This window comes from Halomonas getboli, assembly GCF_023094245.1.
Classification (GTDB): domain Bacteria; phylum Pseudomonadota; class Gammaproteobacteria; order Pseudomonadales; family Halomonadaceae; genus Halomonas; species Halomonas getboli.
The window spans coordinates 333601-346804 of the sequence record NZ_JALMEW010000005.1; the positions used below are offsets into that span (position 1 = coordinate 333601).

9 protein-coding genes are annotated in these 13204 nt (G+C 66.8%); all 9 read left to right on the forward strand.

Annotation, left to right across the window (positions count from 1 at the left end; all coding sequences use genetic code 11):
- The first annotated feature begins 152 nt into the window (after window positions 1-152).
- The 9 genes from MYL53_RS12780 to MYL53_RS12820 all read left to right on the forward strand — a co-directional run bounded on the left by MYL53_RS12780 (window position 153) and on the right by MYL53_RS12820 (window position 13058).
- Window positions 153-1193 carry a GlxA family transcriptional regulator gene (locus tag MYL53_RS12780; RefSeq protein ID WP_247854329.1) on the forward strand — a complete coding sequence of 347 codons (1041 nt, stop codon included), beginning with the start codon at window positions 153-155 and terminating at the stop codon, window positions 1191-1193.
- A gap of 359 nt (window positions 1194-1552) precedes the next feature.
- On the forward strand, window positions 1553-2851 hold the full coding sequence (glyA, locus tag MYL53_RS12785; RefSeq protein WP_282103544.1) for a serine hydroxymethyltransferase: 1299 nt from the start codon (window positions 1553-1555) through the stop codon (window positions 2849-2851).
- Window positions 2852-2900: 49 nt separating this feature from the next.
- Window positions 2901-4151 (forward strand): sarcosine oxidase subunit beta family protein, encoded by a 1251-nt coding sequence (locus MYL53_RS12790; RefSeq protein ID WP_247854330.1) that lies wholly within the window; start codon window positions 2901-2903, stop codon window positions 4149-4151.
- A 21-nt stretch (window positions 4152-4172) separates the two neighbouring features.
- Entirely contained in the window at window positions 4173-4520 is a 348-nt protein-coding gene (locus MYL53_RS12795; RefSeq protein WP_247854331.1) for a sarcosine oxidase subunit delta, read from the forward strand.
- On the forward strand, window positions 4517-7558 hold the full coding sequence (locus MYL53_RS12800) for a sarcosine oxidase subunit alpha family protein (RefSeq protein ID WP_247854332.1): 3042 nt from the start codon (window positions 4517-4519) through the stop codon (window positions 7556-7558). The genes MYL53_RS12795 and MYL53_RS12800 overlap by 4 nt, the downstream gene beginning before the upstream one ends.
- A complete protein-coding gene (locus MYL53_RS12805; protein WP_247854333.1) occupies window positions 7551-8186 on the forward strand; it encodes a sarcosine oxidase subunit gamma in 636 nt (211 codons plus the stop codon). The genes MYL53_RS12800 and MYL53_RS12805 overlap by 8 nt, the downstream gene beginning before the upstream one ends.
- 69 nt (window positions 8187-8255) lie before the next feature.
- A complete protein-coding gene (gene purU, locus MYL53_RS12810; protein ID WP_247854334.1) occupies window positions 8256-9137 on the forward strand; it encodes a formyltetrahydrofolate deformylase in 882 nt (293 codons plus the stop codon).
- A 430-nt stretch (window positions 9138-9567) separates the two neighbouring features.
- Window positions 9568-10725, forward strand: coding sequence for a TRAP transporter substrate-binding protein DctP (gene dctP, locus MYL53_RS12815; protein WP_247854335.1), 1158 nt, complete (start codon window positions 9568-9570; stop codon window positions 10723-10725).
- Window positions 10726-10862: 137 nt separating this feature from the next.
- Window positions 10863-13058 (forward strand): TRAP transporter large permease subunit, encoded by a 2196-nt coding sequence (locus MYL53_RS12820; RefSeq protein WP_247854336.1) that lies wholly within the window; start codon window positions 10863-10865, stop codon window positions 13056-13058.
- Window positions 13059-13204: the final 146 nt, after the last annotated feature.

Here is a 13204-nt window from a genome sequence, read left to right on the forward strand (position 1 = left end):
GTCGGCACTCCAGGGCTCCCTGCATGGGCGGTCGTCGTGACCTCTACCGGGAGTATAGCGAGCCGGCTCCGGCGCGCCGCGCCGCGTTGCGCCGCGCCGCGCCGTGCCGGACACTGGTAGGCCTGCCGTCGAGAGCGAAGAGTCCCCATCCCATGCGTCATTCCCACGACAACGAGCCCCTGTCCGTCGGCTTCGTGCTGCTGCGGCGTTTCACCATGATGCCCTTCGCGGCCTTCGTCGACTGCCTGCGTCTGGCCGCCGACGAGGGTGATCGTTCGCGCCAGCTGCGCTGTCACTGGGTGTTCATGACCAGCGGCGGGCACGATGCCATGTCCAGCTGCGGCGCCGCCATCACGCCCTGCTCGCCGTTCCGCGATCCGAGCGACTTCGACTACATCGTGGTCATCGGCGGCGTGCAGGACGAGCACGACGCGGTGGACGAGGCGGCGCTCCATTACTTGCAGGGCGTGGCCGAGGCCGGCGTGCCGCTGGTGGGGGTATGCACCGGCGTCTTCGCGCTGATTCAGGCGGAACTGATGAACGGGCGACGCTGCTGCGTCAGCTGGTACCACCACGGCGACCTGACCCATCGCTTCCCCGACATCGAGCCGGTGGCGGATCGGCTGTTCATCGACGACGGCGACCGGCTGACCTGCGCCGGCGGCATCGCCTCGGCCGACCTGGCGGCCTATCTGGTGGAGCGCCATCTGGGCAAGGCCTGGGCGATGAAGAGCCTGCACATCATGCTGATCGACGAGGCGCGCCGCGGCGAGCATCCCCAGCCCCAGCCGGTGGTGTTCGACAAGGTGGAAGATCGCCTGGTGCGCCGCGCCATCACCATCATCGAGCAGCACCTGGGCGAGGCGATCACGGTGGACGAGCTGGCGCGGCGGGTGGGCTCGTCGCGGCGCAACATCGAGCGCAAGTTCCGCGAGGAACTGGGCATCGGGCCGCAGAAGTTCGCCCGCGACCTGCGCCTGCGCTATGGCCTGTGGCTGTTGCATTACACCGCCAAGAGCGTCACCGAGATCGGCGAGCGCTGCGGCTTTGCCGATACCGCCCACTTTTCGCGCCACTTCCGGGAGGCCTTCGGCGACACGCCCACCGCCCTGCGCAAGGCCGCCCTGCGCGGCGAGACGCCGGTGGATCCGTTCTTCCTGCATATCGCCTCCCGCGAGGGGGCGGGGGGGTAGACGCTTTCGCGCCGATGGCGCCGTCTCGTGCCAGGCGCGTGTCGCCGGCGAGACATGCACGGCACGGTATCGGGGGCCGGCGCGGCAGCGCCGGCCCCCTCGCGTTGTGAATGAATAAATACAAAAACTGCGTGAAAAATTAGTTCTTATAAATCATGTGTTTATTATTTTTGGCGGGAATGTGTCAGTAAATTTGTCGCATATGTTCAATCTTTGGATCCGCGGCTTGGCTATCAATGTCCCCAAGGTGAAACGCGCGAGAGCCCGGTGTCTCGTTCGACGACGACGGTGTCGTTTTCAGAATGCCGCGATCGCCACCATTCCTTAACGTTGTGACGCTAACCCGAGGGTGCTGACAAATGAATGACAACAATCTGACCATGACCGATCCCCAGATCGCGGCCGCCATCGGCGACGAGGTGGCGCGCCAGGAAGCCCACATCGAGCTGATCGCCTCCGAGAACTACGCCAGCCCCCAGGTGATGGCGGCTCAGGGCAGCCAGCTGACCAACAAGTACGCCGAAGGCTATCCCGGCAAGCGCTACTACGGCGGCTGCGAGCACGTCGATGTGGTCGAGCAGCTGGCCATCGAGCGCGCCTGCGCGCTGTTCGGCGCCGACTACGCCAACGTCCAGCCGCACTCCGGCGCCCAGGCCAACGCCGCGGCCTTCATGGCCATGGTCGCTCCGGGTGACACCGTGCTGGGCATGAGCCTGGCCCACGGCGGCCACCTGACCCACGGCGCCGCGCCGAACTTCTCCGGCAAGCACTACAATGCCGTGCAGTACGGCCTGAACCCGGAGACCGGCGAGATCGACTACGAGGAAGTCGAGCGCCTGGCCCACGAGCACAAGCCGAAGCTGATCATCGCCGGCTTCTCGGCCTACTCGCGCGTCGTCAACTGGCGTCGTTTCCGCGACATCGCCGACGCCGTGGGCGCCTGGCTGCTGGTCGACATGGCCCACGTCGCCGGTCTGGTCGCCGCCGGCCACTATCCGAGCCCGCTGCCCCACGCCCACGTGGTGACCACCACCACTCACAAGACCCTGCGCGGTCCGCGTGGCGGCCTGATTCTCTCCGCCAGCGGCGACGAGGCGCTGTACAAGAAGCTCAACGGCGCGGTCTTCCCGGGCCAGCAGGGCGGCCCGCTGATGCACGTCATCGCCGCCAAGGCCGTGGCCTTCCGCGAGGCCATGAGCCAGGACTTCGTGCGCTATCAGGCCCAGGTCATCGACAACGCCCAGGCCATGGCCGGCGTGTTCCTCGACCGCGGCTTCGAGGTCGTCTCCGGCGGCACCGACGATCACCTGTTCCTGGTCTCGCTGATCAAGCAGGGCGTGACCGGCAAGGACGCGGACGCCGCCCTGGGCCGTTCGCACATCACCGTCAACAAGAACGCCGTGCCCAACGATCCGCAGAGCCCGTTCGTCACCTCCGGCCTGCGCCTCGGCACCCCGGCGGTGACCACCCGCGGCTTCAACCAGGCCGACTGCGAGACCCTGGCCGGCTGGATCTGCGACATCCTCGACGTGCTGGAGAAGCAGGAAGACACCTCCGCCATCGAGGCAGAAGTCCGCGGCAAGGTGGCCGAGCTGTGTGCCCGCCATCCCGTGTATGCCAAGGCCGCGGTCGAGTCCGCCGATACCGCCACCGCGTGAGCCCGTTCCCCGCCGGTGAACCGGCGGGGCCCTTGAGGAGTAGACCCCTATGCAACGTTATTCAGGTTTCGGGCTGGTCAAGCACGCGCTGAGCCACCACGAGAACTGGCAACGCCAGTGGCGCAACCCGACGCCCAAGAAATCCTACGATGTCATCATCGTCGGCGGCGGCGGACACGGGCTGGCCACGGCCTATTACCTGGCCAAGCAGCACGGCATCACCAATGTCGCCGTGATCGAGAAGGGCTGGCTGGGCGGCGGCAACACCGCGCGTAACACCACCATCGTGCGTTCCAACTATCTGTGGGACGAGGCGGCGGCGCTCTACGAGCATTCCATGAAGCTGTGGGAAGGCCTGTCCCAGGACCTCAACTACAACGTCATGTTCTCCCAGCGCGGCGTGCTCAACCTGGGCCACACCCTGCAGGACATGCGCGACATCCAGCGCCGCGTCAACGCCAACCGCCTGAACGGCGTCGACGGCGAGGTGGTCACCCCGGAGCAGATCAAGGAGATCGAGCCGCTGCTGGACACCTCCAAGCGCGCGCGCTACCCGATCCTCGGCGCCTCCTGGCAGCCGCGCGGCGGCGTGGCCCGTCACGATGCCGTGGCCTGGGGCTTCGCCCGCGGTGCCGACGCCCTCGGCGTGGACATCCTGCAGCAGACCGAAGTTACCGGCTTCAAGATCCGCGACGGCCAGATCTTTGGGGTGCACACCAACCGCGGTGACATCGAGGCCAAGACCGTCGGCTGCGTGACCGCCGGCAACTCCGGCGTGATGGCCAAGATGGCCGGCATCAAGCTGCCGCTGGAATCGCACCCGCTGCAGGCGCTGGTCTCCGAGCCGCTCAAGCCGGTGCTCAACACCGTGACCATGTCCAACCACGTGCACGGCTACGTCAGCCAGTCGGACAAGGGCGACCTGGTCATCGGCGCCGGCATCGACGGCTATAACGGCTACGGCCAGCGCGGCAGCTACCCGACCGTCGAGCACACCCTGCAGGCGATCGTCGAGATGTTCCCGATGTTCTCGCGGGTGCGCATGAACCGTCAGTGGGGCGGCATCGTCGACACCTGCCCGGATGCCTGCCCGATCATCTCCAAGACCAAGGTCAAGGGCCTGTACTTCAACTGCGGTTGGGGCACCGGCGGCTTCAAGGCCACGCCTGGCTCGGCCAACGTGTTCGCGGCCAGCCTGGCCAAGGGCGAGATGCACCCGATCGCTGCCCCGTTCTCCATCGACCGCTTCAACACCGGAGCGCTGATCGACGAGCACGGCGCCGCCGGCGTGGCCCACTGATTTCCGCAGAGGAGAGCCGACATGTTCTATATCCATTGCCCCTACTGCGGCGAGCACCGCGAGGAAGAGGAATTCCATCCGAAGGGTGAGGCGCACATCGCCCGTCCGGCGGATCCGGAGAACTGCAGCGACGACGAATGGGGCGACTACCTGTTCTTCCGCGACAACCCCCGTGGCATCCACCACGAGCTGTGGGTGCACGCCGTCGGTTGCCGCAAGTTCTTCAACATCACGCGCCACACCGTGACCTACGAGATTCTCGAGACCTACAAGATGGGCGAGCAGCCGACGTACACCGCCGAGCACCCCGAGGGCCGGCCGTCCGCTGAAGCCGACCAGGCATCGCTTCGTGAAGGAGTCCGCGCATGAGCCAGCTCAATCGTCTCGCCCAGGGCGGCCGCATCGACCGCTCTCGTCAGCTGAGCTTCACCTTCAACGGGAAGACGTATCAGGGCCATGCCGGTGACACCCTGGCCTCCGCCCTGCTGGCCAACGGCGTCGACATCGTCAACCGCAGCTTCAAGTACTCGCGTCCCCGCGGCATCTTCGCCGCCGGCGCCGAGGAGCCGAACGCGCTGGTCCAGCTCGGTGCCACCGAAGCCGGCCAGGTGCCGAACGTGCGCGCCACCCAGCAGGCGCTGTACGACGGTCTGACCGCGCGCAGCACCAACGGCTGGCCCAACGTCCAGCGCGACCTGATGGGGCTGGTCGGCAAGCTGGGCGGCGGCTTCATGCCGCCGGGCTTCTACTACAAGACCTTCATGGCCCCGGCCTCCATGTGGATGACCTACGAGAAGTACATCCGCAAGGGCGCCGGCCTCGGTCGCAGCCCGATGGAAAGCGATCCGGACATCTACGACCACATGCACCAGCACTGCGACGTGCTGGTGGTCGGCGCCGGCCCGGCCGGCCTGGCCGCCGCCCTGGCCGCCGCCAGGAGCGGCGCGCGGGTGATCGTCGCCGACGAGCAGGAAGAGATGGGCGGCACGCTGCTCGACTCCCGCGAGCTGCTCGACGACAAGCCGGCCGACCAGTGGGTCGCCGAGACCGTCGAAGCGCTGTCCGGCATGGACAACGTCACCCTGTTGCCGCGCACCACTGCCAACGGCTATCACGATCACAACTTCGTGACCCTGCACGAGCGCCGTACCGAGCACCTGGCCGACACCGCGCCGCTCAAGGACGGCCTGCGTCAGGTCCGTTCACGCCTGCATCGCGTGCGTGCCGGCCGCGTCGTGCTGGCCACCGGCGCCCACGAGCGTCCGCTGGTCTACGGCAACAACGACGTGCCGGGCAACATGCTGGCCGGCGCCGTTTCCACCTACGTCCGCCGCTACGGCGTGGTGCCGGGCAACAAGCTGGTGTTGTCCGTCAGCAACGACCACGCCTACCGCGCCGCCCTGGACTGGGTCGAGGCCGGCCGCGAAGTGGTCGCCATCGCCGACGCCCGGGCCAACCCGGACGGTGAGCTGGTCGAGCAGGCCCGCGCCAAGGGCATCCGTATCATCGCCGGCTCCGCGGTCGTCGAGGCCAAGGGCGACTCGCGCGTCAGCGCCGCCCGCATCGCCAAGGTCGACCTCCAGGGCTTCCGCGTGGTCGGTGGCTCCGAGACCCTGAGCTGCGACACCATCGCCAGCTCCGGCGGCTACAGCCCGGTCATCCACCTGGCGTCCCACACCGGCAGCCGTCCGACCTGGAACGAGGAGCTGCTCGGCTTCGTCCCGAACACCGTGAAGGGCGTCGCCGCCGCCGGTGGCGCGCGTGGCGTCTATGCCACCGGCGCGGTGCTGGCCGACGGCGTCGAGGCCGGCCTTGACGCGGCCGCCGAGGCCGGCTTCTCCGCCGCCTCCGTGAGCCTGCCCCAGGTCGCCGAGCGCCGTGACGGCGCCGCCGTGGCGCTCTACCAGGTGCCCCACGAGAAGGCGACCCTGCGCGCGCCGAAGCAATTCGTCGACCTGCAGAACGACGTCACCGCGGCCGGCATCGAAGTGGCCACCCGCGAGGGCTTCGAGTCCATCGAGCACGTCAAGCGCTACACCGCGATGGGCTTCGGCACCGACCAGGGCAAGCTCGGCAACATCAACGGCATGGCCATCGCCGCTCGCGTCCTGGGGCGCTCGATCCCCGAGGTCGGCACCACGGTGTTCCGTCCGAACTACACCCCGGTGACCTTCGGTTCCATCGTCGGCCGCCACTGCGGCGAGCTGTTCGAGCCCGAGCGCTACACCGCCATGCATCAGTGGCACGTGGAGCAGGGCGCCGCGTTCGAGGACGTGGGCCAGTGGAAGCGCCCCTGGTACTTCCCGCGCAAGGTCAACGGTAAGGTCGAGACCATGCACGAGGCGGTCGCCCGCGAGTGCCTGGCGGTGCGCGAGAAGGTGGGCATCCTCGATGCCTCCACCCTGGGCAAGATCGACATCCAGGGCCCGGACGCGCGCGAGTTCCTGGGTCGCGTCTACACCAACAAGTGGGCCAAGCTGGCCCCCGGCCGCGTCCGCTATGGCCTGATGTGCAAGGACGACGGCATGGTGTTCGACGACGGCACCACCAGCTGCCTCGGCGACAACCACTTCCTGATGACCACCAGCACCGGCGGCGCCGCCACCGTGCTCGAGTGGCTCGAGATCTGGCACCAGACCGAGTGGCCGGAGCTGGACGTCTACTTCAACTCGGTGACCGATCACTGGGCGACCATGACCATCACCGGTCCGGAAGCGCGCAAACTGATGGAAGAGGTCACCACCGAGGTCGACCTCGACAAGGACAGCTTCAAGTTCATGGACTGGAAGGAAGGCAAGGTGGCCGGCGTGCCGGCGCGCATCTTCCGCATCTCCTTCACCGGTGAGCTGGCCTACGAGATCAACGTCCAGGCCAACTACGCCCTGCATGTCTGGGAGACGCTGTTCGCCCACGGCGACAAGTACGGCCTGACGCCGTACGGCACCGAGACCATGCACGTGCTGCGCGCCGAGAAGGGCTTCATCATCGCCGGTCAGGACACCGACGGCTCGGTGACGCCGGAAGACCTCGGCATGCACTGGGCGATCGGCTACGACAAGCCGTTCTCCTGGATCGGCAAGCGTGCCCTGACGCGTCCGGATACCTCGCGCGAGAACCGCAAGCAGATGGTCGGCCTCAAGCCGAAGGATCCGAAGGTGGTGCTGGAAGAGGGCGCGCAGATCGTGCTCGACCCGAACCACGCGATCCCGATGCCGATGGAAGGTCACGTGACCTCCAGCTACTACAGCCCGACCCTGGAATCCGGCTTCGCCCTGGCCGTGGTCAAGGGCGGTCACAAGAAGATGGGCGAGACCGTCTATCTGCCCATGGTCGACGGCCAGGTCCACGAGGCCGAGATCGTCAGCCCCATCTTCCTCGACCCCAAGGGAGAGCGTCAGAATGTCTAACGTTGCCACCTTCGATACCCACACCGAGGCCAAGATCCCGGTCGAATCGCCGCTCACCTACAGCTATCGTCGTTCGGGGGCCCCGGCCCCCACCGCCAAGAGCCGGGTGGTGATGCGCGAGAAGGCCTTCCTCGGCCACCTGGTGCTGCGCGGCGGCGCCGTGGTGCTCGACGGCGCGGTGCGCGCGGTGCTCGGCATCTCCCTGCCCGGCGAGCCCCAGGGCCTGGTCCTGGACGACGAGGGCCAACGCTCGATCCAGTGGATCTCCCCGGACGAGTGGCTGGTGATCGTGCCCGGCGGCGAGGAGTTCGAGCTCGAGAACCGCCTGCGCGCGGCGCTGGGCGACGCCCACTTCGCGATCAGCAACGTCAGCGGCGGCCAGACCCTGGTCGAGCTCGAGGGCGAGGCCGCCCGCGAGGTGCTGATGAAGTCGGTGGTCTATGACGTCCATCCGAGCCACTTCCCGGTCGGCAAGGGCGTGACCACCATCTTCGCCAAGACCACCGTGGTGCTGCGTCGTCCGAGCGAGGAGCGCTGGGAGCTGGTGGTGCGCCGCAGCTTCGCCGACTACACCTATCGCTGGCTGCTGGATGCCGGAGAAGAGTACGCTATCGGCGTCGAGCGCTGAGCGTCGCCGGTCGCAGAAGATCAGATCAGGCCGGGGCTCGCCCCGGCCTGCTTCGTCAGGAGACATCCCATGAGCCATCGTAGCGTCGGCAAGAGCGCCGATACCTGGATTCTCACTGCCCAGTGCCCCAGCCGCCTGGGTACCGTCGACGTGGTGACCCGCTTCCTGAAGGAGAGCCGCTGCTACATCACCGAGCAGCAGTCCTTCGACGATCATCACGGCGAGCGCTTCTTCATCCGCACCGAGTTCCGCCCGCTGGAGCCGGACTTCGACGCCGAGGTCTTCCAGGCCGCCTTCGCCGCCCGGGCCGCCGAGTTCGAGATGGCCTTCGAGCTGACTGCGCCGGACGCGCGGATGCCGGTGGTGATCATGGTATCCAAGGCCGATCACTGCCTCAACGACCTGCTGTATCGCTACCGTACCGGCCAGCTGCCGATCGAGATTCGCGCGGTGGTGTCCAACCACCCGGACCTCGAGCCGCTGGCCGACTGGCACGGGCTGCCGTATTACCACTTCCCGATCACCGCCGAGACCAAGGCCGAGCAGGAGGCCAAGGTCTGGCAGGTGGTCGAGGAGACCGGCGCCGAGCTGGTGATCCTGGCCCGCTACATGCAGGTGCTCTCCAGCGACATGTGCGAGAAGCTCTCCGGCCGGGCGATCAACATCCATCACTCGCTGCTGCCGGGCTTCAAGGGCGCCAAGCCCTATCACCAGGCCTTCGAGAAGGGCGTCAAGCTGGTCGGTGCCACCGCGCACTACATCAACGACGACCTAGACGAGGGGCCGATCATCACCCAGGGCGTGGAGCCGGTCGGCCACGCGGATTCGCCCGAGGACCTGGTGGCCAAGGGCCGCGACATCGAATGCCTGACCCTGGCGCGTGCGGTGGAGGCCCACGTGGCGCGTCGGGTGTTCCTGCACGGCCGGCGTACGGTGGTGTTCTCGCGCTAGTTGCCGCCTCCTCGCCGCATCCCCGCCGCCGTCCCTCCGGGCGGCGCTGCACGGCCATCGTCTCCCCGGCGATGGCCGTCGTCCTTTCCGCTCTCCTCCCGCCGCGGCCGCTCGTCACTCGTTCAATAGTCGTAGGGCGGGGGTTTCGCCTGTGCCGCCCACGATGGTGAATTGTTATATATAACAGCGTGTTACTTCGTGTAAGGGCCGTGGCGTCGAGCGATCTACGTTGAAAGTCGCTGTTGGCCGCGGCTCGCGAGGACACTACGTTTTGATGCGGAAGGTATTTCCAGAGACATGGATCCTGTTGTCCATGCCGCCGGGCCTCCAGGCCGCCGGGCGACATGGGGTGAAACCAGCCAAGACAACAACAAGCCTCCCGTCGTCGCCGCGAGCGGGGCGGGCGCAACACCAACGAGGAGTCCTCGCCATGCAAGACGACCAGCAGCCCAAGCGCACTGCGACCGACACCGTCGAATCGTCGATCACCGGTGCCGGCAATCGTCGTAACTTCCTGAAGGCCGCCGCGATCGGCTCCGCGGCGGCGGTGGCGGCCCCCTGGGTCGGCAATGTCCAGGCCCAGCAGGGCATCCGCATCCGCATGCAGTCTTCCTGGCAGCCTGGTACCACCGGCTATCGGATCTTCGAGGAGTGGGCCAAGGGAGTGGCCGAGGCCACCGGCGGAGAAGTCTCCATCGAGCCGTTCCCGGCCGGCGCCGTGGCCGGGGCCTTCGAGGTCGCCGATGCGGTGCGCAACGGCGTGCTCGACGGCCAGAACTGGTTCACCGTCTACTGGCCCGGCAAGATGCCGGCCGGTGTCTTCCTCACCGCCTATCCCATGGGGCTCTCGGTGCCCCATCAGTGGGACATCATGTTCGGCGCCTACGGCGGCTTCGGCATCGCCAAGGACCTCTATCGCAAGCAGGGCCAGGAGCTGCTGGGCTATGTCCATCACGACCTCAACCTGATCCACTCCAAGGTGCCGCTGCGCAGCTTCGACGACTTCAAGGGCGTCAAGATCCGCATGCCCGGCGGCATCGTCGCCGAGACCTTCGCCTCCATCGGCGCCCAGACCACCCTGCTGCCGGGTTCGGAGGTCTATCCGGCCCTCGAGAAAGGCACCATCGACGCCGCCGACTACACCGGCGCGGCGGTCAACTACGAGCTGGGCTTCTGGCAGGTCGCCGACTACATCATCATGGGCCCGCCCTCCACGCCCTGCCTGCACCAGGCGGTCGACCTGATGGATATCTCGGTCAACCGCCGCGTGTTCGAACGCATGTCGCCGCAGACCCAGGACCTCATGCATGACCTGGTGGCGGCCTATTCACGCGAGCACTACGCGGCGATCCAGAAGGCCAACGCCGAGGCCTGGCCCAAGTACCGCGAGAAGGGCGTGGAGATCATCCACCTGTCCGAGAATGACGCCGATCGCTTCCGCGAAGCCGCCATCCCGCTGTGGTTCAAGTGGGCCAACAAGGACCCGGATGCCGCGCGGCTGTTCAAGGCCCATCTCGACACCATGATGGATCCGGCGGTGGCGCTGATCACCGACGAGGACATCAAGGACTACGAGCTCAACGTCTAAGCATCAGCCTGCCGGGCCGGTGGTCGTCCATGGGCGGCCATCGGCCCGGTCGGTGATAGACCCGTGCATCCCGCCATTCCCCGAGTCGTTGATCCGTGGCCGTCGCCGGGAAGCGATGGCGCAACGGAGGAGTGTCCATGAACCTTGATATCGAATTCGTCCTGCCCCACTGGCTCTACTGGTCCGTGCTGGCCTTTCTGCCGCTGGTGGTGATGTTCTTCGTCGACCGCAGCTTCCGCCGCGGCGCCGTGGTCAGCGGCGGCGATACCGCCGAGGTCCCCGGCGAAGCCCCGGTGGAGCGCTACCAGCCGCCGGGTAACCTCTTCACTGCCGCCGTCGACCGGGTCTCCGGCTTCTTCGGCCGCTATGTCGCCTACTGGTCGCTGATCGCGCCTTTCGCCTTCGCCTACGAGGTGCTGGTGCGCTACGCCTTCAACTCGCCGACCAACTGGGTCCACGAGTCGATGACCCTGATGTTCGGCATGCAGTACCTGATCGCCGGGGCCTTCGCCCTGCGCGAGGGCGGTCATGTGCGGGTGGATATCCTCTACCAGCGTGCCCGTCCGCTGAACAAGGCGGCCCTGGACCTGCTGACCTCGGTGTTCTTCTTCATCTTCACCCTCGCGCTGCTGGTGACCGGCTGGAAGTTCTTCTCCCAGGCGGTCAGCGACAAGTTCTTCTTCGGCTCGAGCTACGCCAACGAGACTTCCTTCACCGAGTGGGCCATCGAGTTCTACCCGGTGAAGTTCATGCTCTTCTTCGGTGCCCTGCTGCTGCTGCTGCAAGGGGTCGCCCAGCTGATCCGTGACTTCCAGGCCTTTCGCCACCATCACGCCCGCGAGCGCCAGGGCCGCGGCTTCGCCCACCTGCTGGTGGCGCTGGGCGCGCTGCTGGCCGCCTGGGGGCTGTTCGAGATGGTCAACATCAGCGTCACCGACTATCAGAGCCTGGCCGGCAGCCTCGAGCACAGCCTCAGCGGCCTGGGCATCGGCGGCCTGACCCTGGTGATGTTCGGCACCCTGATGGTGGTGCTGGTGGCAGGCCTGCCGCTGGCCTTCGTCACCGGCGGCCTGGGGGTGACCTTCCTCTACCTGGTGGGCGACCAGCACATGCTCAACCTGATGCCGTCGCGCATCTTCCCGATGATGACCAACTATCAGCTGTCGGCCATCCCGCTGTTCATCTTCATGGCCTCGGTGCTGGAGAAGGCCGGGATCATCGAGGAGCTGTTCGACGTCGTCTACAAGTGGATGGGCGGGCTCAAGGCCGGCCTGGCCATTGCCACCATCATCGCCTCGACGCTGCTCGCGGCGATGGTCGGGGTGATCGGCGCGGCGGTGGTGACCATGGGGCTGATCGCACTGCCGGCGATGCTCAAGCGCAACTACAACCCCGAGATCGCGCTGGGGTCGATCATGGCCGGCGGCACCCTGGGGATTCTGATTCCGCCGTCGATCCTGGCCATCATCTATGGCGTCATCGCCCAGCAGTCGGTGGGCGAACTCTATCTCGGCTCGCTGATTCCCGGCCTGCTGCTGGCCGCCATGTATGCTGGCTACTGCTGGCTGCGCGGCACCCTGAACATCCGCATGGCGCCGCCGATGCCGGTGGAGGATCGCGTCGACATGAGCGAGAAGCTGCGCCTGCTGCGCAACATGCTGGCGCCCATCGTGCTGGTCATCCTGGTGCTGGGCATCATCTTCACCGGCATCGCCACCCCGGTGGAGGCGGCCGGCATCGGCACCTTCGGCGCGCTGGTGGTGGCGGCGATGCACAAGCGCCTGACCTGGGCCAACCTGCACGCCGCCTGCATGACCACTCTGGTGGCCTCGGCGATGGTGATGTGGATCATCTTCGGCGCCAGCATCTTCGTCGGCTTCTACATCCTGCAGGGCGGCCAGACCTTCGTGCAGGAGCTGATCTCCGGTGCGGGCCTCGGCCCCTACGCGGTGCTGGCGGTGATGATGGTGCTGCTGGTGGCGCTGGGCATGTTCCTCGACTGGGTGGGCATCCTGCTGCTGGCGGTGCCGATCTTCGTGCCGTTGATCCAGGGGCTGTCCTTCGACGGGGTGTTCGGGCTGCCCGGCGTGGCGCCCTCCGACGTCTCGCTGTGGTTCGGGGTCATCTACCTGGTGAACATGCAGATGTCGTTCCTGAGCCCGCCGTTCGGCTATGCGCTGTTCTACATCAAGGGCGTGTGCCCGCCGCATATCACCATGGCGCAGATCTTCCGCTCGTCCTTCCCGTTCCTGGGGCTTCAGGCGCTGGGGCTGCTGCTGGTGATCCTGTTCCCGGCGCTGGTCACCTGGTTGCCTAACCTGGCCTATGGCTGATCCGGCAGACGCCGACCCTTGACGACAACGCTCCCGCTTGGGAGCGTTGTTTTTTCAAACTGTTACACGATCATGGTGAACCCTTGGCCGAGTTCCCCGTCACAGGGGGGCAGTCAACGCATGCATGACAATGATTTTCGGAGGTA

Coding starts and splice junctions, on each gene's coding strand:
- MYL53_RS12780 (WP_247854329.1), top strand. CDS start 153: ATGCGTCATTCCCACGACAACGAGCCCCTGTCCGTCGGCTTCGTGCTG.
- glyA (WP_282103544.1), top strand. CDS start 1,553: ATGAATGACAACAATCTGACCATGACCGATCCCCAGATCGCGGCCGCC.
- MYL53_RS12790 (WP_247854330.1), top strand. CDS start 2,901: ATGCAACGTTATTCAGGTTTCGGGCTGGTCAAGCACGCGCTGAGCCAC.
- MYL53_RS12795 (WP_247854331.1), top strand. CDS start 4,173: ATGTTCTATATCCATTGCCCCTACTGCGGCGAGCACCGCGAGGAAGAG.
- MYL53_RS12800 (WP_247854332.1), top strand. CDS start 4,517: ATGAGCCAGCTCAATCGTCTCGCCCAGGGCGGCCGCATCGACCGCTCT.
- MYL53_RS12805 (WP_247854333.1), top strand. CDS start 7,551: ATGTCTAACGTTGCCACCTTCGATACCCACACCGAGGCCAAGATCCCG.
- purU (WP_247854334.1), top strand. CDS start 8,256: ATGAGCCATCGTAGCGTCGGCAAGAGCGCCGATACCTGGATTCTCACT.
- dctP (WP_247854335.1), top strand. CDS start 9,568: ATGCAAGACGACCAGCAGCCCAAGCGCACTGCGACCGACACCGTCGAA.
- MYL53_RS12820 (WP_247854336.1), top strand. CDS start 10,863: ATGAACCTTGATATCGAATTCGTCCTGCCCCACTGGCTCTACTGGTCC.